At 30.8% G+C, this 17,557-nt stretch carries 25 protein-coding genes; all 25 read right to left on the reverse strand.

Going from position 1 to position 17,557, the window contains the following annotated elements; genetic code table 11:
• On the reverse strand, window positions 1–230 hold a 230-nt coding region (locus BN350_RS17440; RefSeq protein ID WP_028044741.1), incomplete at its 3' end, for a hypothetical protein.
• Window positions 231–233: 3 nt separating this feature from the next.
• Window positions 234–1,508, reverse strand: coding sequence for an AAA family ATPase (locus BN350_RS17445; RefSeq protein ID WP_028044742.1), 1,275 nt, complete (start codon window positions 1,506–1,508; stop codon window positions 234–236).
• Window positions 1,509–1,607: 99 nt separating this feature from the next.
• Entirely contained in the window at window positions 1,608–2,651 is a 1,044-nt protein-coding gene (locus BN350_RS17450; protein WP_044600453.1) for a tyrosine-type recombinase/integrase, read from the reverse strand.
• A 43-nt stretch (window positions 2,652–2,694) separates the two neighbouring features.
• Window positions 2,695–3,492 carry a tyrosine-type recombinase/integrase gene (locus tag BN350_RS19740; protein ID WP_044600454.1) on the reverse strand — a complete coding sequence of 266 codons (798 nt, stop codon included), beginning with the start codon at window positions 3,490–3,492 and terminating at the stop codon, window positions 2,695–2,697.
• 466 nt (window positions 3,493–3,958) lie between these two features.
• Window positions 3,959–4,351: a 30S ribosomal protein S9 gene (rpsI, locus tag BN350_RS17460; protein WP_028044744.1), complete on the reverse strand. Its 393-nt coding sequence runs from the start codon at window positions 4,349–4,351 to the stop codon at window positions 3,959–3,961.
• A gap of 15 nt (window positions 4,352–4,366) precedes the next feature.
• Window positions 4,367–4,804: a 50S ribosomal protein L13 gene (rplM, locus tag BN350_RS17465; protein WP_028044745.1), complete on the reverse strand. Its 438-nt coding sequence runs from the start codon at window positions 4,802–4,804 to the stop codon at window positions 4,367–4,369.
• A 115-nt stretch (window positions 4,805–4,919) separates the two neighbouring features.
• Window positions 4,920–6,056 carry a hypothetical protein gene (locus BN350_RS17470; protein ID WP_028044746.1) on the reverse strand — a complete coding sequence of 379 codons (1,137 nt, stop codon included), beginning with the start codon at window positions 6,054–6,056 and terminating at the stop codon, window positions 4,920–4,922.
• A complete protein-coding gene (locus BN350_RS21545; RefSeq protein ID WP_231385322.1) occupies window positions 6,049–6,261 on the reverse strand; it encodes an RNA polymerase sigma factor in 213 nt (70 codons plus the stop codon). The genes BN350_RS17470 and BN350_RS21545 overlap by 8 nt, the downstream gene beginning before the upstream one ends.
• A 120-nt stretch (window positions 6,262–6,381) precedes the next feature.
• Entirely contained in the window at window positions 6,382–6,528 is a 147-nt protein-coding gene (locus BN350_RS21550; RefSeq protein WP_231385323.1) for an RNA polymerase sigma factor, read from the reverse strand.
• A 76-nt stretch (window positions 6,529–6,604) separates the two neighbouring features.
• Window positions 6,605–7,513, reverse strand: a complete 909-nt coding sequence (locus BN350_RS17480; RefSeq protein WP_028044747.1) for a histidinol-phosphatase — start codon at window positions 7,511–7,513, stop codon at window positions 6,605–6,607.
• The gene (gene truA, locus BN350_RS17485; protein WP_028044748.1) at window positions 7,500–8,234 is read right to left on the reverse strand and encodes a tRNA pseudouridine(38-40) synthase TruA; all 735 of its coding nucleotides are present in this window, start codon (window positions 8,232–8,234) and stop codon (window positions 7,500–7,502) included. Before truA ends, BN350_RS17480 begins: the two co-directional genes overlap by 14 nt.
• Window positions 8,231–9,031, reverse strand: coding sequence for an energy-coupling factor transporter transmembrane component T family protein (locus BN350_RS17490; RefSeq protein ID WP_028044749.1), 801 nt, complete (start codon window positions 9,029–9,031; stop codon window positions 8,231–8,233). Before BN350_RS17490 ends, truA begins: the two co-directional genes overlap by 4 nt.
• Window positions 9,024–9,875 carry an energy-coupling factor transporter ATPase gene (locus tag BN350_RS17495; protein ID WP_028044750.1) on the reverse strand — a complete coding sequence of 284 codons (852 nt, stop codon included), beginning with the start codon at window positions 9,873–9,875 and terminating at the stop codon, window positions 9,024–9,026. The genes BN350_RS17490 and BN350_RS17495 overlap by 8 nt, the downstream gene beginning before the upstream one ends.
• Window positions 9,851–10,681 (reverse strand): energy-coupling factor transporter ATPase, encoded by an 831-nt coding sequence (locus BN350_RS17500; RefSeq protein WP_028044751.1) that lies wholly within the window; start codon window positions 10,679–10,681, stop codon window positions 9,851–9,853. The genes BN350_RS17495 and BN350_RS17500 overlap by 25 nt, the downstream gene beginning before the upstream one ends.
• A gap of 100 nt (window positions 10,682–10,781) precedes the next feature.
• Entirely contained in the window at window positions 10,782–11,654 is an 873-nt protein-coding gene (locus BN350_RS17505; RefSeq protein ID WP_028044752.1) for a MurR/RpiR family transcriptional regulator, read from the reverse strand.
• 86 nt (window positions 11,655–11,740) lie between these two features.
• Complete coding sequence (locus BN350_RS17510) at window positions 11,741–12,100, reverse strand: hypothetical protein (RefSeq protein ID WP_028044753.1); 360 nt, start codon at window positions 12,098–12,100, stop codon at window positions 11,741–11,743.
• 177 nt (window positions 12,101–12,277) lie between these two features.
• Complete coding sequence (gene rplQ / locus BN350_RS17515; RefSeq protein WP_028044754.1) at window positions 12,278–12,640, reverse strand: 50S ribosomal protein L17; 363 nt, start codon at window positions 12,638–12,640, stop codon at window positions 12,278–12,280.
• A 32-nt stretch (window positions 12,641–12,672) separates the two neighbouring features.
• Window positions 12,673–13,617, reverse strand: coding sequence for a DNA-directed RNA polymerase subunit alpha (locus BN350_RS17520; RefSeq protein ID WP_028044755.1), 945 nt, complete (start codon window positions 13,615–13,617; stop codon window positions 12,673–12,675).
• 41 nt (window positions 13,618–13,658) lie between these two features.
• Window positions 13,659–14,054, reverse strand: coding sequence for a 30S ribosomal protein S11 (gene rpsK, locus BN350_RS17525; RefSeq protein WP_028044756.1), 396 nt, complete (start codon window positions 14,052–14,054; stop codon window positions 13,659–13,661).
• Window positions 14,055–14,068: 14 nt separating this feature from the next.
• Complete coding sequence (gene rpsM, locus BN350_RS17530) at window positions 14,069–14,434, reverse strand: 30S ribosomal protein S13 (RefSeq protein ID WP_028044757.1); 366 nt, start codon at window positions 14,432–14,434, stop codon at window positions 14,069–14,071.
• Window positions 14,435–14,450: 16 nt separating this feature from the next.
• A complete protein-coding gene (rpmJ, locus tag BN350_RS17535; protein WP_006505646.1) occupies window positions 14,451–14,564 on the reverse strand; it encodes a 50S ribosomal protein L36 in 114 nt (37 codons plus the stop codon).
• Between the two features lie 30 nt (window positions 14,565–14,594).
• Window positions 14,595–14,816 (reverse strand): translation initiation factor IF-1, encoded by a 222-nt coding sequence (infA, locus tag BN350_RS17540; protein WP_028044758.1) that lies wholly within the window; start codon window positions 14,814–14,816, stop codon window positions 14,595–14,597.
• A gap of 16 nt (window positions 14,817–14,832) precedes the next feature.
• Complete coding sequence (gene map, locus BN350_RS17545; protein ID WP_028044759.1) at window positions 14,833–15,579, reverse strand: type I methionyl aminopeptidase; 747 nt, start codon at window positions 15,577–15,579, stop codon at window positions 14,833–14,835.
• Window positions 15,579–16,226 (reverse strand): adenylate kinase, encoded by a 648-nt coding sequence (locus BN350_RS17550; RefSeq protein WP_028044760.1) that lies wholly within the window; start codon window positions 16,224–16,226, stop codon window positions 15,579–15,581. The genes map and BN350_RS17550 overlap by 1 nt, the downstream gene beginning before the upstream one ends.
• Before the next feature lie 22 nt (window positions 16,227–16,248).
• The gene (gene secY / locus BN350_RS17555; RefSeq protein WP_028044761.1) at window positions 16,249–17,556 is read right to left on the reverse strand and encodes a preprotein translocase subunit SecY; all 1,308 of its coding nucleotides are present in this window, start codon (window positions 17,554–17,556) and stop codon (window positions 16,249–16,251) included.
• Window position 17,557 lies beyond the last annotated feature (1 nt).

Genomic DNA, 17,557 nt, shown 5'->3' on the forward strand with positions numbered 1-17,557 from the left:
AATGCTCCCTCTTTACATGTTTTCACTAAATCGACTGTCCTTGATTTTGTAACCTTTATCACAATTTTCCCTTTCAATACTTCTGGTATGGAATCTCTTAATCCTTCTAAATAATTCTTTTCTGTCTGATCAGTATCAGTTACGATATAATAATATCCCAATTCTGGAACTCTTCTTTTTCTAGATTGTTCTCTAGATTTTCTTTTACCTCGTCTATCTTCCCTTCCCATAAACTAATCATCCTCCATCACCATCATTGACTTCAATTCTGGAATTGCCCCATACTTACCTAAAAGATAATTTTTTTCATAATTCTCATCTTTTCTTATTTTTTGGCCATCTTCGTCTACAAAATCAGCTAATGAGTATAATGATGAAATACCATTATTATCTTTTTCTGTAAACCAAACTTCATCTCTTCTTAATAAATTATTTGATAATGTCCATGAATCATGAGTGGTAAAAATAATTTGAGCATGATTTTTATTAATAGTTGGATCAAGAAAATTGATTAAAAAGTTTCTCACAAGTAATGGATGAAGTCTGGAATTTAATTCATCCACAAATAAAACACCACCTGTTTCCATGACTTCCTGTAAAGAAGGGTATAAAGCAAACATTTTTAATGTTCCTGCTGATTCCTCCTGCAAAGGTAAAGTGACAGTTTCATCAGAATTAATTAATCTGTGTACTGTATTGATTTTCAAATGTTCATTATCGTCATCATCATCTTTCAACTTTTCTACCTTAAAGTCAATAATAGAATCATCAAAAGAAGAAAAGTAATCAACAACTTTTTTTCTAACATTCTCATTATCTGAAAAACCTTCTGGTGTATATCTGGAAAGGAATAGGTTTTCAAACGGATCACCAAAATCAGCCATTTCATGTTTTAAAAACCAGTCACGAATATACTTAAGTTTTTCAACTTTTAATTTTGCACCTAGAGATACAATAAGAGTTTCATTCTGTAGTGAAGTCTTAATGTTGTCATGAGTTTTCTTAGGTAAACCACTTAAATCTAATTCATCACTCTCTCTATTTCTGTAAAACAATGGTTTAAATTTTCCTCTTGCACTTTTCGCACAAACATTAAGCCATTCTTCACAAACGCCTTTACTATCCACACTAAATCCATAATTATACTGTCTACACTTATCATTTTCATCACCTATAAAATAAACTTCAAACGTTGATGGTGCATCTTTGCTCGAAGTGTCAAATAAAAATGGTGTTGGCTGCATAAATTCACTTTTATTCTTTTTTTCATCAGCATCGCCACCAAATGCAAAAGAGCGCATAACATAATAAACCATATAGGAAAAAGCCTGCTGTATATTGGATTTTCCACTTGCGTTAGCACCAAATATTGCAGCAACTGGAAGTATCTTCTCGTTTCCTAATTCTATTACTCTATCATTAAACTCACTTATCTTAGTTGCAGATAAGTCTAGTGTAGCATCATCTCTAAAAGATTTGAAATTTTTAAAATTAAATTGAATCAACATTTTAATCGCCTCCTATTTATATTATATGCCAATAATTAAAAAAAACAACAAATAAATGAGATTTTCTCTCAAATTATTGCTGTTTTAATTTACTATGATTTATATTCTATCTATAGCATCTATTAAGTCTTTAATATCGTGATAAATATATGGGTCATATTTTTCTTGTTTATGTCCTAATATTTTTTGAATAACACTTAATTCAACTTTTGCATCTGAAAGTAATGATGCACATGTATGCCTGCAGCTATGTGGCATTAAATCTATATTTAATCTTTTCATAAATGGCTTATAATAATTAGAAATAAACTTTCCATATAGAATTTGCATCATTTCATCATCATGTATCAAAAATTCATTTGCATCATTAGAAGAACTATACCATTCTTCAAAAAACGGTAGTATTTTATTTGCTATTGGTACTACTCTAATACCACTACTTGTTTTACTATCTTCTACTTTAAAATATCTCTCTTTTAAGTTAACATCTTTTTTATGTAAATTAAGTAACTCACAAATTCTAACCCCAGTATAAATTAACATTAAAACAATTTCATCAAACTTATTTGTATAGTTGTTCCATATTAAGTTAATTTGTTCACCAGTAAACCTTTTAATTTCTCTAGGTTTATAATTCATTTTATACATTCTTAAATCAATGTATTTTGAACGATTATCTGAAATATAATTGTAGCATAGAGCATAGCTATACAATTGCTTAAATAAAGTCTTAACCTGTTTCAATATGGGATAATTTTTTTCACATTCATCAATTACATTTTGTAAATCAAATACTGTTATATCTTCCATATACTTTGAATATAAAATATCACACATACTATAGGCATGTTCATAACTATAAATCGTTAATTTTGTATATAAATGAAAAGTATCCTTTTTCCACTTATTATATAAATCTTCAAATGTAACATATTCTATTTCTACGCCATTCATTTTCTCATGAAATTGAGTTATAGCTTCTTGTGCAGCATAATAATTCGGAAAATACCCCAACAATCTTCGAATCTGTTTTTTATTTCCATTTCCATTAACAGTATACCCAGATGTAACAACTGCTCTATATGGTTTACGTCTACCTTTGATTTTGACAATTGATCCTGATCCATTTGGTCTTTTTCTCATAAATATTCTCTACTTTCTATCTAAATGATTAAATATCATTATGTCATAATTTATCAATTGCATCAATAAGCACTTCTATCTCGGGATGGATATAAACTTTTTCTGTTATACTCATTTGACTTCTAGTGCCCACTAATTTTTTAATTAAAAACGGACTTACTTTTTCTTTTGCAAGTAATCTTCTAAAAGTATTCCTACAATACATTGGTGTGTAATTCCATTCCATATCATTCATAACCATATCAAAATAAGAATCTTTGAAATCTCTATATTTAAAATTTCTCCCTTTATCTGTAGTAAATAAGTATTCATTATTCATATTATTGTTCATTCTTTTTTCGATGAATGACTCTATTTTATGAGATACAGGTACAATACGTATCCCTTTGCTTTTTTGTGATTTGGTACCTACGATTTCTATATACCGTTTATCTAAATATACATTTTCCTTTTTTAAAGAAATAAATTCATCCACTGTCACACCAGTATAGATCATGATCAATATCATTTGGACGTAATTATTTTCTTTCATCACCCATAATATATTTATATCATCAGTACTTATAACCTTATCCACTACTTTCTCCCATTTTCTATCCTTGAATTTCTGAGTATTTAATTTTAAGGATAAGTCATTTTTGCATATTTCGTTTTTCATAGCAAACTTATATAATTGTGAAAACGTTAATTGAACCTTTCTAACAGTTGGATAATTTTTTCCACTATTATCTAATACTTTTTGTAACTGATTTTCTTGAATTGATGAAAAAACTACATTGTATAACTCTTCACAACACTTATAAGCTGCTTTTGTAGCATTGATATAAAAAGGAGAAACCATTTTAAAATGTTCTTGTGACCACTTTTCATATATATCAGAAAATGTGAATCCTAAATCACATCTTCCCCTTTTATTAAAATCCTCTCTTATCTTCTTAGCTTCTTTTATTGTTGCTGCATACCCAATCGCTTCAAAAACCTATTCTTTCTTATCTGTGACACCATTAATAATATAGCCATTGGTATAGCGAATCATATAAGGCATTTCTTCTTTTTCCAGCAAGCTTTACAATACCGCCCAATCCATTTTCTACTTTCATTTAACTCCATCTTTCATGGAGGAATTATAACAGATATTACTCTACGTAAATATGACTATTTTGTTGCTTATTTGTTACCTATTTGGTACCTACTAATTTTATATTATAAAAATTTTCTCTTTTTTTAGGAAAATCATAACAAAAAAGACCCTTTTCAGGGTCTTTTTCATAAAATCATTGCGATTTTGTAGATAAAAAACTGAATTTTTATCTCTTACTAAATTGTGGTGCTCTACGAGCTGCTTTAAGACCGTATTTCTTACGTTCTTTAACACGTGCATCACGAGTTAATAATCCAGCTGCTTTTAATACTGGTCTATAATCAGAACCAGCTTCTAATAAAGCTCTAGAAATACCATGACGGATAGCTCCAGCTTGTCCGCTGTATCCTCCACCATAAACATTAACAGACACATCAAACTTACCAGTTGTTCCAGTCAATTCAAGTGGTTGGTTGACGATCATTAATAATACGTCAGATGGTAAATAATCTTTTGCATCTCTACCATTGATGACGATTTTTCCAGCACCTGGTGTTAAAATAACACGTGCTACTGAAGACTTTCTACGTCCAGTTCCTCTGTATTGTACATTAGCCATTTATCTCTCGTCCTCCTATCCCTTGATTTTCATTTCTACTGGTTTTTGTGCTGCGTGTGGATGTTCACTACCAGTGTACACAAATAATTTCATCCCTTGTTTTCTTCCAAGTGTGTTATGAGGTAACATACCCTTAACAGCTGCTTCAACAAATCCTGTTGGATTTGATTCTTGGAATTGGCGAGCAGTTTTTGTTTTTAAACCACCAATCCATCCAGTGTGATGATAGTATTTAACTGTATCTAGTTTTTTACCAGTCATTACTACTTTTTCTGCATTAATAATAATAACATAATCACCAGTATCTACATGTGGTGTAAATGTTGGTTTATGTTTTCCTCTTAATACAGTTGCTACTTCTGATGCTAAACGACCTAAAGTCAAACCTTCAGCATCAACAACGTACCATTTACGTTCAATTGTGGCTTCTTTAGCCATAGTTGTTTGTCTCATTTTTGATCCTCCTGTAGTTTCCGGGGCTACAAACGTTAAAATAAGGCACTTCTTATTATAGCAATATCGCTGATTTTGTCAATATAATTTTGGTTTGAGTTTCAAATATAGAAAATCAAAATATTTGATTCAACTCAACAATGTAATAATCTTTGCCATTATAGATAATAAAATATTCATTATCAATAACAAATCCATCAATAATTTGATTTGTTCCAAAATAATCTAAGACCTTATACATCCTTTTTCTAAAATCAACAATAACTATTTTTTGATCTTCAAAAGAATTAAATAGTAAATAGTGATTATCAGCTATACTATAATCATATTTTCCTAAATCCATATCAATACTATATTGCTCATTTAAATAATGATCATAAATAGTTGTTTTATTGATATCAAATGATATTGTAAATGTAGAAACTGTTGGATATAGACATTGTACATTTAAATTTATAACATCTAATGAATTTAAATCTATGATAATTGTTTCTAAATTATCATCATATGTGACTAATAGATTGTCACTTATAAAATTATATTCATTATTATGAGCATATGGATTAATAGAATCAACTCTTTTTTCTTGTTTAGTCTTCGTATTGTAAACTGTCCAATACTGATCACTTTTATTAATAAGTATGAATGTTTTTTGAGGAGACATAGAGAAATTAACTGATAGTTGATCATTTGTTATTGTTTGTATTTCATTTGTTTTCATATTGAAAGAACACAAATTATTATCAATAGATCCAAAATAGATAAGGTTCCCATTAAGTTGACTTAATCCATATGAATAGTATCCTTTTGTATGAAAAGTCATTATCTTGTCCTTATAATTGACATAATCAAAAGAATAGGATTGTGAATTATATGTTCCCTCTTTATGCTGAATTTCTTGTAATACATATCGACCATTATCAAATGCATAAACTTCGTCTATAATTTCTTGATTATTTACTTCATGATAATAATATAGGAAATATTCTTCGATTCCAAAATTTTTAGATGTTTGTACTTGTGGAATAATTTCTATATCTTTATTAAAAAATTGTTGTTGTATCCACACTCTAAATGTTTCATTATAGGCATAAACAATGCCTATTGATGAAGCAACTATAATGACACATAATATTGACAATACAATCTTATAAGACATATAACTTTTTTTCTTGTATTGATATTTTTGAAAATCAATGTCTCTCCAATCAGATGGTGTCCTTATCCAATTAAATTCATGAAATCTATTCATAAAATTCACCTACCTTTTTTCTTAATAAATCCCTTCCTCTTTTTAAATGTGACTTTACTGTATTTTCATTCATATTTAACATCACTGAAATTTCGTTAATCTTGTACCCTTCATAATAAAATAGATATAATATATTTTTATAGCGAAAGGGTAATTTAAGAACTTCGGGTAATAGGACAACTTCTTCTTGATGTTGGGGAAGCACGACTTTGTCAATATCTATAGTTTGCTTATAAAATCTTCTACGATAATTTTTACATTCATTTACAGATACTCTAATAAGCCAGGCTTTTAAATGGTGAGTATCTTGAAATTGATTATCACTTTAATATAATTTAATAAAAATATTTTGAAAACAATCTTTCGCATCTTGAGAATTCCGTAGATTCAGTATACATATTCTTGTGACCATATCACTATATTCCATCACAATATGATCAAATGATTTTCCTAATAAAATTCTATCACCCATTATAATTCCCCCATTCACTTATAAAACAAATAACTGGACCAAATAGTTGCAAAAATAGGAAGAATTTTTATTCTTCCTATCTAATGTCATATTCTGCCTGATACTTTTCAAAATTACCTTGTAAAAATTCAAAATGATCAATAACATGCAATTGATGCTCATTAACAAATCTCATCATCTGATTATACATTGCATTATTAAAATCAGAAGGATCATGAGCATCAAATCCTAAAATAACATCATTTCCAACTTCACTCGCGATTTTCCAAAAATGTGTATTAGGATAAAGATAAATACTTTCATTGTTAATCTTTTTTACCCCTCTTCTCATTCCACCAGCATTAACTTCTAAAGGGATATTTAATTCTTTCGCCTTTTCACATATTCTTCTTGATACAGTTTGAGCATCCAAATCAAAACGATTATATCCTATTAAGAATAAATCTGGATGGGCTAAATAACTAAACAAGCCTGTTTCTAATGCTTTCTCAACTTCATTACAATAGAGATAAATATCTTTTTTTGTCATCTTTTCTTTTCCATAATAATAATTATGAATACAATGTTTATGAAAATGATGTCCTAAAATAAGATAATCAACTTTATGTTCATATAATAATGTTTGATAATAATTGTAATATTCTTCAAGTCCTTCTGCTTCAAAACCCTTATATATATGAATTTGATCTTCATATTTTTTTTGACACGTCCTTAAAATATCAAGATGGTCTTCTAATTGCTTATAAGGCATTCGCATCCCAGGTCCATTTTTAATAAACGCTCTTATAAGTCCTAATAGACTTCTTAGACCTCTTATTGATGGAATAGACTGAATAAGATGCTTGCGGTAATGTGGTAATGGGACATGACCACACATACCAAGATCCTCTATTCCCATTTCAATTGCTGCCTGAATCATTTCTTCTTCATTACCATTGGCATGCCCACAGCGATATGTATGTGTATGATAATTAACTTTCTTCATAATATACCTCTTGTAAATATAACCCTTGTGGTTTTGCTTTAAATAAGCATTTCTTTTTTCCACAACTTTCTAACATTTCTGACAATATTTCTCTGGAAATACGATTTGCACCTACTTGAATAATTCCACCAACAAGGTGCCTCACCATATATCTTCTAAACCCATTACCTATTAAACGAAATGTAATGATTCCATCATTCTCTTCTATATCAAAAGAATATAAAGTACGAATCGTATTACCATATTGATCATAACTACAAAAAGATGCAAAATTATGTTCACCTATAAAGATTTCAGTTGCTTCTTTCATTTTCGCAATATCTAATGGTCTACCATATTGAAATATATAATTTGTTTCAAATGGATTATATTCTTTTGTATTTAATAAGTAACGATATTCTTTCTTAACTGCACTATAACGTGAATGAAAATCTTCATGCACATAACATGCATCTAATATATATATATCATTTGGCATGAAATGATTAATGGCTCTTTTCCACTGTTGTGGAGGTAATTCTTTTTTTGTATCAAAATGAAAAACCTGATGTACAGCATGAACCTTTGCATCAGTTCTTCCAGATGCATGAATAACCACTTCTTCCTCATTTATTTTCCTTAACGCCTTTTGAATTTCACCTTGTATTGTTCTTTCTTTATCCTGTACTTGAAAGCCATGAAATTTGCTTCCATCGTAACTTACGATACATTTTACTCTCATAAAACGATACTCATAACAACCATTGTTGTACACATAATCAAAACACAGATAAAAGAAAGAGTATCAGCCAAACGCCAGTGCAGCTGCTTATATCTTGTTCTTTTAGCCTCTGGATTGTAATTACGACTTTCCATAGCATTTGCTAAATCTTCAGCTCTTTGAAAAGCTGATATAAACAATGGTATAATCAAAGAAACAATAGACATAATTTTTTCTTTTAAACTTCCTTCTGAGAATTCTACACCTCGGCTAGCCTGAGCTTTCATAATTCTTTGAGTCTCTTCTAATAGTGTTGGAATAAATCTTAAAGCAATTGAAATCATCATCGCAACTTCATGTGTAGGAAATCCTATTTTCTTAAATGGAGAAAGAAGATGTTCTATACCTAATGTTAAATCTAAAGGTTTCGTTGTTGCTGTCAAGATAGTCGTCATAATAATAATCAATACTAATCTAATAAATATATAGGCAGTTTGTAATAATGCTTGATCATATATTTTGATAATCCAAAATGAAAATACTAAATTTCCTTTTTGAATAAATAAAAGATTGAAAATCATTAAAAACGCCATCATAAATAGCATTGGTTTAATTGCTTTTACAATTTGACTCACTTTGATTTTAGAAAATATAGCCATAATGATAACAAATATTCCTAAAAGTGCATAACCTATAAAACCAGCATCAAAAAATACTGCAATAAGCAATAATAGCAATGATCCAATCTTTAGACGAGGATCTAATTTGTGAACAAAACTATCTAATGGTAAATACTTACCAAACATCATATTATTCATTGATCTGACCTCCTATAACTTTTAATAATTCATCTATATCTTTAATAGAAGGATCAATATCAAATCCACCTTGATTTAATTTCAAAATAAATGATGTGATAATTGGCAAATCAATACTTAAAGATGTTAAATATTCTGTTTCTTTAAAAAGTTCATCTACTGTCACATGTCTTTCTACTCGCCCTTTATTCATGACAACAACATCATCACAATACTCTAATACCTGATTCATATCATGAGAGACAAGTAATACTGTTTTTCCTTGTTGATTAATCTTTTTAAATAATTGTAACATTTCTTGAGCACCCTGTGGATCTAAACCTGCTGTCGGTTCGTCTAAAATAAGAATTTCGGGATTCATTGCAAGAATTCCAGCAATTGCAACTCTACGTTTTTGACCTCCAGAAAGATCAAAAGGTGAACGTTCTAAATAAGACTCATCTAATCCCACAAGTTTTAATGTATCTTTAGCGACTTTGATAGCTTCCTCTTCGCTCATTCCAAAATTCTTTGGTCCAAAGATAATATCTTTTAATATTGTTTCTTCGAACAACTGATATTCAGGAAATTGAAAAACAAGTCCAGCTTTTTTTCTTAATGGTTTAAGGGTTTCAGGTTTATCAGTAGCACTTATGAGAATATCACCAATATGTATTTCACCTGCTGTAGGCAATAACAAAGCATTAATATGTTGAATAAGTGTTGACTTACCACTTCCTGTATGTCCAATCAACGCTGTCATACTTCCTTCTTTAATATCCAGATTTACACCCTTTAATGCATGATAAGAAAACGGTGTATTTTCACTATATATATGTTCTACTTCTTTAAATTGTATTGACATAATTCTCTCACCAACTTCTCTCTATCAATATATTGATTTATTTTTATTCCTTGTTGTTGTAATCCTTTTGATATTTTATAAGCAAAAGGCACATCTAAAGATAAACTTTCAATTTCTTCTTGCTTCATTAATACTTCTTCTGGTTTCCCACTATCAATGACATGTCCATCACTTAATAAAATAACATAATCAGATAAAGCTGCTTCTTCAATATCATGAGTAATTGATAAAATTGTTATATCTCTATCTTTATTTAACTGATGAACTAATGCATTAATTTCATGACGACCTTTAGGATCTAGCATACTTGTAGCTTCATCTAATATAATAATTGATGGACTCATTGCTAGAATACCAGCAATAGCAACACGTTGCTTTTGTCCTCCAGACAATTTTGTTGGCTCATGGTCAAGAAATTCTAACATATTCACTTTCTGAGCATACTCATTAATAATATCATCCATCAGTGTTGGTTCAACACATGTATTTTCTAAACCAAATGCAATATCATCTCTAACAGTTGCTCCAATAAACTGATTATCAGGATTTTGAAAAACAATTCCGATTTGACCTCTTACATCTGCTAAAGTCTCCTCAGTAAGAGTCATACCACCAACAATGATATCTCCACTCTTTTTTTCTAGAAGTCCCATTAATAATTTAGCAATAGTACTTTTTCCACTTCCATTATGTCCTAAAATCGTTGTATATGAACCTTTTTCAATACGAAAAGAGATATTGTCAATTGTCTTGACACCTATTTCATATTCAAAAGATAAATTTTTAATTTCAATTATTTTTTCCATGGTATTTCCTCCAAGTAGTTCAATTTTAGTATGATTATCAACACTTGTCAACCCAATCAATAAGAAAAGGGATTTTTACAAAAATCCCACACTTTATTCCTTATTCTTCATCAATATATTCAAAGCCAGAAACTCTATCATCTATTTCTTTAGCAATTTTTATTTTTTCATTTAAGTTATTTTTATAATCCAAAGAAAAAACACATCCATATATTATATCCAAAATACATTTCACTGATTGTGATGTAGCAAAATCACCAATCTTTGTATGCAACATTTCTCTTGAAGACATTCTTAAAGTTACATCTGCTAATTGTGATAAATCGTTATCAGCAATACATGTTATTGCAATTATAGGTGTTTGCTTCTTCTTGAGAATTTTTGCAATTCTTAATATGAAGTCTGTTTCTCCAGAATATGAAATAAGGATTGCACAATGCTTTGAATGACTCATAGCAGCAAGCATTTTAGCATCAGCAGGTAAACTACAAACATGAACATTCTTATGAATAAAACACATTTGTTGAGCGAATTGCTGTGCATACAGAATTTTATCTGAAACTCCATATAAATCTATTTCTTCACAATCTCGCAAAAGCCGCATAGCATAATATAATTGATCATGATCTAATAATTTCATTGTATCCTGAATTGTTTCTATTTGTAATTGACTAATATGGTGAGCAATTGTCATAAAGTCATCACTCACAACAAAAGGAATACTTGCATCAATATCATTAGAATTATATAAATATTCCAATTCTTTTAAATATGCTTCTTTAAATTCACTCCATCCAGAGAATCCCAGTTTCTTTGCTATTCTTATTAATAGTGGTGCAGATGTATATGTTTCTTTAGCTATCATATTGATTGACATATTTTTAATATCTTCTCCGACTCTAAGAATATAATCAATAATAATGGCTTCACTCTCAGAAAAATGTGTCTTTTCAATTTTATGAGTAATTAGCATATTTTCACCTCTTTAAACATTATACACTCCAATGTATTATTTTCAATAATAAAAGTCTATGAGATTGCTCCATAGACTTAAATTATTTATTTTGACATTTGTTTTTCTTTTAACTTCTCAACCATTTGGCTTAAACGTACTTTTTCTTCTTCTAATGTCTTATACATTTCATCCACACTCATTTGAGGTGTAGGTTTTGCCTCTTTAGCATCTTTAAATATTTTATGAAATGACACTTCAGCTTCATGGACAACCTGTTCTCTTAGAACTTCTAAAGAATTATGTTTCTTTTCTTCTTTGATTTCCAAATCTTTCACTTCTTCTGTCAATTTTTCTTTATCTAAGACAACATCATCACTCTTAGGAGTCATTCTTGCTTGTGCATCTTTAAAATGTCTTTCATAAGATGCTCTTGCCTCTTCTATAATTTGTTCTGTTGTTTTCATATATATCATCCTCTCTTTCCTTTGACACTGTTATTCTATGCTTATTTTATTTTAATAGATAGTTTTTAAAAGCATGTTTGAATAGTATTAACAAAATAAAGTATGTATATATATGATTTTTGTTAATAAAGTTTACAAAAAAAAGTGATAGAATTCAATTCTACCACTTAAGCCCTATTAGAATAATCCAATAATAGCCATTGGTGCATTATCACCTTTACGATTATAAGTTTTTAACACACGAGTGTATCCACCATTTCTATCTGCATATTTAGGTGCAACTTCGTCAAATAATTTTTGAACTGCAGTTTTACCAGTTGCAGGATCTACAACATCTTGTAATACTTGAGCAGCTTGTCTTCTTGCATGTAAATCTCCACGTTTTCCTAAAGTAATTAATTCATCTACGATTGAACGAACTTCTTTAGCTCTTGTTGCAGTCGTTTCGATTTTTCCATACATGATAACATCTGTAGCTAAGTTACGTAACATTGCTTTTCTATGAGATGATACACGCCCTAATTTTCTATTTTGTGCCATAGATTAGTGCTCCTTCCAATATTTTCTCAGGATTAATCAACAGGTCTAAAACCTAATCCTAATTCTACTAATTTTTCTTTAACTTCTTTTAAAGATTTCTTACCTAAGTTTCGTACTTTAATCATATCGTCCTCACTCTTAGCAGCAAGTTCTTGAACTGTTTGAATTCCAGCTCTCTTTAAGCAGTTATAAGAACGTACAGATAAGTCTAATTCTTCAATTGTCATATCTAATACTTTATTACTTGTATCTTCTTCTGTTTCGCTCATAACTTCCATGTTCATTGCCATATCAGTTAATTCAACAAACATATTTAAATGTTCCACTAAAATCTTAGCAGCTAACGCTAAAGCTTCATGTGGTTGAATTGAACCATCAGTTGTGATTTCTAATGTTAATTGATCATATTTAGCGCTTTGTCCTACACGTGTTGGTTCAACATCATAGGCTACTTTAACAACTGGTGAATAAATAGAGTCAGTTGCAATGACACCGATTGTATTGATCAATTTTTTGTTTTGATCTGCACTCATGTATCCCCTGTCTCTATGTGCATACATTTCCATATAGAAATGTGCTCCTTCAGCAACATGAGCGATTTCTAAGTCATTTGAAATCATAGTTACATTTGATGGACATTGAATATCTGCACCTGTTACAACAGCAGGGCCTTTTACATCAATAATCATAGTGACATCATCATCACCATCTACAGTAAATACTAATTTCTTAATATTTAAAATAATAGAAGTGACATCTTCCACTACACCATCTACTGCAGAAAATTCATGGATTGCTCCTTGAACTTTTACAGCATGTACTGCACATCCAGGGATAGATGATAAAAGTACTCTACGTAAAGAGTTCCCTAAAGTTGTTCCAAACCCTCTTTCAAGTGGTTCAATGACAAACTTACCGTAGAAATCATTTTCATCATACTCTGCGACATTAAAATTTGCTTTTTCAAACTTTTGCATTATTTCCCTCCTCACTTAGAAATAACTACTAGTTTACTTCATTATCCACGAGGACGTTTTGGTGGACGACACCCGTTATGTGGAATTGGTGTTACGTCATTAATAGATGTAACTTCTAATCCAGCAGCTTGTAAAGCTCTTACTGCAGCTTCACGCCCTGGACCAGGACCTTTAACACATACGTCTACAGCTTTCATACCATGATCCATTGATGCTTTCGCAGCTGCTTCAGCAGCCATTTGAGCAGCATATGGAGTAGATTTTCTTGAACCTTTGAATCCAAGTGCACCTGCACTAGACCAAGTTAAGACATTTCCATGTTCATCAGTTACAGTAACAATTGTGTTATTGAAAGTTGAATGTACATGTGCAACACCTTTTGCTATATTCTTTTTAACACGTCTTTTACCACGAGTATTTGTTCTTGCTTTTGCCATTTTCGCTCAACCTCCTATTTCTTCTTACCAGCAATTGGACGAGCTTTACCTTTACGAGTACGCGCATTAGTCTTTGTTTTTTGTCCACGAACTGGAAGTCCTTTACGATGACGGATACCTCTATAGCTTCCGATTTCCATTAAACGTTTAATGTTTAATGCAGTTTCTCTACGAAGATCACCTTCAACTTTATATTTTTCAACTTCTTTTCTGATTTTTCCTTCTTCTTCTTCAGTTAAATCTTTAACTCTTGTATCTTCACTAATACCAGTTGCTTCACAAATTTTCTTTGCAACAGTATTTCCAATACCGTAAATATATGTTAAAGAAATTACCACACGTTTATCACGTGGGATATCAACACCTGCTATACGAGCCATGTTTTACTTCCTCCTATTAACCTTGTCTTTGTTTGTGTTTAGGGTTTTCACAGATCACCATTACTCTACCCTTACGTTTAATTACTCTGCATTTATCGCATATTGGTTTTACAGATGGTCTTACTTTCATCTTAATCTTTACCTCCTTTTGGAAGATTTCCTATTTATGTCTAAATGTAATTCGCCCACGTGTTAAATCATATGGAGAAATTTCTACGGTTACTTTATCCCCCGGTAAAATGCGAATGTAATTCATACGGATTTTACCAGAAACGTGAGCATCTATAACCGCTCCATTTTCCAACTTTATCTTGAACTTCGCATTTGGTAACGTTTCAAGAACAGTTGCTTCTACTTCAATAACGTCATCTTTTTTTGCCATTGATTATAACTCCCTTTTAAAGTTTTGTCAAAATCTCATACCCATCACTTGTAATGACTATAGTATGTTCATAATGAGCTGCAAGAGATTTGTCTCTTGTCACTACTGTCCAATCATCATCTAAGACATCTGTTTCACATCTACCTAAATGTGCCATTGGTTCAATAGCAAGAGCCATACCTTCTTTTAATCTAGGTCCACGACCCGGTGCACCATAGTTAGGCACAGCTGGATCTTCATGAACTTGTGTTCCAATCCCATGACCAGTATAGTCTCTAGGAGTTGAACAGCCATGACTTTCTAGATAAGTTTGCACAGCATGAGATATATCAGATAAACGATTGCCAGGCTTCACTTGTGCAAGACCTGCATATAATGATTCCTCTGTCACTTTCATCAAATGAGCAGCTTCATCACTAATTTGACCAACAGCATATGTCCAAGCACTATCGCCATGATAGCCTTTGTAACATGCACCAACATCCACTGAAATAATGTCACCTTCTTTAAGTTTACGATTACTCGGAATACCATGCACTACAACTTCGTTAATTGAAGTACAAACAGCACCAGGAAAACCATAAAGATTCAAGAAAGATGGCGTAGCTCCTGCATCACGAATTATCTTCTCACAAAATTGATTAATATCCTGAGTTGTTATCCCTGGTTTAATATAATCTTTGAGTTTATCATGAACAAGTCCAACAATGCGACCAGCTTCTCTCATTAATTCAATTTCTCTTTGGTCTTTAGTAACAATCATTATTTACCCTCCAAGCTTTTTTCAATGTCTTTAAAGACGTCTTCCATAGGTTGGTCACCATTAATATTAATGATTGTTCCTTTCATTGTATAATAATCAATTAAAGGTTTTGTTTGTTTGTTATAAGTATCAAGTCTGATTGTAACAGCTTCTTCACTCTCATCATCTCTTTGATACAATTCTCCACCACATTTGTCACATACACCTTCAACTTTAGGTGGATTGAATTCAACATGGAAAGTAGCTCCACATTTTTTACAAGTTCTTCTACCAGATAATCTTGTTACAAGTTTTTCTTGTGGAATATCTAAATTAACAATAGCATCAATTGTAAAGTTGAATTCCTTTGCAATACTTTCAAGCTCTCTTGCTTGAACTATTGTTCTTGGGAAACCATCTAAAATAAATCCATTTTCAAATGTATTTTCTTTTAAGTATTCCCTTACCATTTCAATCGTATAATCGTCTGGTACAAGGTGCCCAAATTGCATAAAATATTTTGCAATAACACCATACTTTGTTTGTTCACTTAATGCTTTTCTGAATAAGTCTCCAGTAGATATTTGTGTCAACCCATACTTGTTAACAAGTTTAGTGGCTTGAGTCCCTTTACCAGCACCAGGAGGCCCCATTAAAATAATGTTCATTGACATACACTCCTTTATTATACTACTTTCTAATGTATCCATGATACTCTTTACGAGTAATCAAAGTTTTAATTTGTTTTGTTGTTTCCAAAGCAACACCAGTAATGATAATTAATCCAGTTCCTCCTAATGTTAATGAAGCATTAGCAGTCTGTGACCAGATCACTGGAGTCATAATTGGAATGGCTGCAATAATTACTAAGAATATTGAACCCACAACAGTAACTCTATTTAAAACAGTACTAATGAATTTTTCAGTATCTAACCCAGTTCTTACACCAGGAATTGCTCCACCATTCTTTTTCAAATCTTCACTAATCTTATGTGAATCAATTTGTAAATTAGAATAGAAGAATGCAAATAACACAATCATCACTAAGTATAAACAGAAACCAAATGGTTCTTGATAATTTAGCATTGAATCGATTGTTTTAAGTACATTATTGTCTGTAGTTCCTACAAAACTAATGATTGTTCTTGGTGCTGCCAACACTGACGAAGCGAAGATAACAGGTAACACACCTGAACTATTAATTTTAATAGGCATATGTGTTGTATCTTTGGTTCTCATTGTTGGATTTGAATTTGTAGCATACATAATTGGTATTTTCCTAACTGCTCCTTCGTTAAAGACAACAAAGATAACAATTGCCAAATAGACAATAACGAATAATACAAACCATAGTATACCAAGAATCATTGTTTGAGTTCCACTATCAAATGTAACTAAATTATTGAATGTTGTAATAAAATTAGCTGGTAAACTTGAAACAATTCCAGTAAAGATTAACAATGAAGTTCCGTTTCCAACACCCTTTTGAGTAATTTGATCACCAATCCACATTGCTAACATACTTCCTGCCATCATGATAATCACAACATAAACATAAGTCCAAATTGATGAAGAATTCAAAATATTGTATACTTTATCAAACGCATATGTTAATGAACCACCTTGAACAGCAGCTAAGACTAAAGTTACATAACGTGTCACTTTATCCTTTTTCTTTTTACCAGTATTCCCTTCCTTTTGCCATTGCGCAAGAACAGGAATAACATCCATAGATAACAACTCAATAATAATAGATGCTGTAATATAAGGAGAAACTCCTAATGAAAAGATTGAAAATCTTTCTAGCATCCCACCACCAAGCATGTTCATAATTCCAAGGATTCCTGTATTTGTAGCTCCAGCTGTTAATGCATCAGCATTAATAGATGGAATTGTAATAGCAGCTCCCAAACGGAATACAAATAACATCCCTAGTGTAAAGATAACCCTACGACGTAATTCACCTTTTTTAAAAACATTCTTAAAAAAGTTTAACATC

It is taken from the genome of Candidatus Stoquefichus massiliensis AP9 (assembly GCF_000455285.1).
GTDB lineage: Bacteria > Bacillota_I > Bacilli_A > Erysipelotrichales > Coprobacillaceae > Stoquefichus > Stoquefichus massiliensis.

Coding starts and splice junctions, on each gene's coding strand:
- BN350_RS17445 (WP_028044742.1), bottom strand. CDS start 1,508: ATGTTGATTCAATTTAATTTTAAAAATTTCAAATCTTTTAGAGATGAT.
- rplM (WP_028044745.1), bottom strand. CDS start 4,804: ATGAGACAAACAACTATGGCTAAAGAAGCCACAATTGAACGTAAATGG.
- rpsK (WP_028044756.1), bottom strand. CDS start 14,054: ATGGCAAAAGCAAGAACAAATACTCGTGGTAAAAGACGTGTTAAAAAG.
- rpmJ (WP_006505646.1), bottom strand. CDS start 14,564: ATGAAAGTAAGACCATCTGTAAAACCAATATGCGATAAATGCAGAGTA.
- rpsM (WP_028044757.1), bottom strand. CDS start 14,434: ATGGCTCGTATAGCAGGTGTTGATATCCCACGTGATAAACGTGTGGTA.
- BN350_RS19740 (WP_044600454.1), bottom strand. CDS start 3,492: ATGGTTTCTCCTTTTTATATCAATGCTACAAAAGCAGCTTATAAGTGT.
- BN350_RS17480 (WP_028044747.1), bottom strand. CDS start 7,513: ATGAAGAAAGTTAATTATCATACACATACATATCGCTGTGGGCATGCC.
- BN350_RS17550 (WP_028044760.1), bottom strand. CDS start 16,226: ATGAACATTATTTTAATGGGGCCTCCTGGTGCTGGTAAAGGGACTCAA.
- BN350_RS17470 (WP_028044746.1), bottom strand. CDS start 6,056: ATGAATAGATTTCATGAATTTAATTGGATAAGGACACCATCTGATTGG.
- secY (WP_028044761.1), bottom strand. CDS start 17,556: ATGTTAAACTTTTTTAAGAATGTTTTTAAAAAAGGTGAATTACGTCGT.
- BN350_RS17490 (WP_028044749.1), bottom strand. CDS start 9,031: ATGAATAATATGATGTTTGGTAAGTATTTACCATTAGATAGTTTTGTT.
- BN350_RS21550 (WP_231385323.1), bottom strand. CDS start 6,528: ATGGGTGATAGAATTTTATTAGGAAAATCATTTGATCATATTGTGATG.
- infA (WP_028044758.1), bottom strand. CDS start 14,816: ATGGCAAAAAAAGATGACGTTATTGAAGTAGAAGCAACTGTTCTTGAA.
- BN350_RS17450 (WP_044600453.1), bottom strand. CDS start 2,651: ATGAGAAAAAGACCAAATGGATCAGGATCAATTGTCAAAATCAAAGGT.
- BN350_RS17505 (WP_028044752.1), bottom strand. CDS start 11,654: ATGCTAATTACTCATAAAATTGAAAAGACACATTTTTCTGAGAGTGAA.
- rpsI (WP_028044744.1), bottom strand. CDS start 4,351: ATGGCTAATGTACAATACAGAGGAACTGGACGTAGAAAGTCTTCAGTA.
- BN350_RS17510 (WP_028044753.1), bottom strand. CDS start 12,100: ATGAAAACAACAGAACAAATTATAGAAGAGGCAAGAGCATCTTATGAA.
- BN350_RS17520 (WP_028044755.1), bottom strand. CDS start 13,617: ATGCAAAAGTTTGAAAAAGCAAATTTTAATGTCGCAGAGTATGATGAA.
- map (WP_028044759.1), bottom strand. CDS start 15,579: ATGATTGTTACTAAAGACCAAAGAGAAATTGAATTAATGAGAGAAGCT.
- BN350_RS17500 (WP_028044751.1), bottom strand. CDS start 10,681: ATGGAAAAAATAATTGAAATTAAAAATTTATCTTTTGAATATGAAATA.
- truA (WP_028044748.1), bottom strand. CDS start 8,234: ATGAGAGTAAAATGTATCGTAAGTTACGATGGAAGCAAATTTCATGGC.
- BN350_RS17495 (WP_028044750.1), bottom strand. CDS start 9,875: ATGTCAATACAATTTAAAGAAGTAGAACATATATATAGTGAAAATACA.
- rplQ (WP_028044754.1), bottom strand. CDS start 12,640: ATGGCACAAAATAGAAAATTAGGGCGTGTATCATCTCATAGAAAAGCA.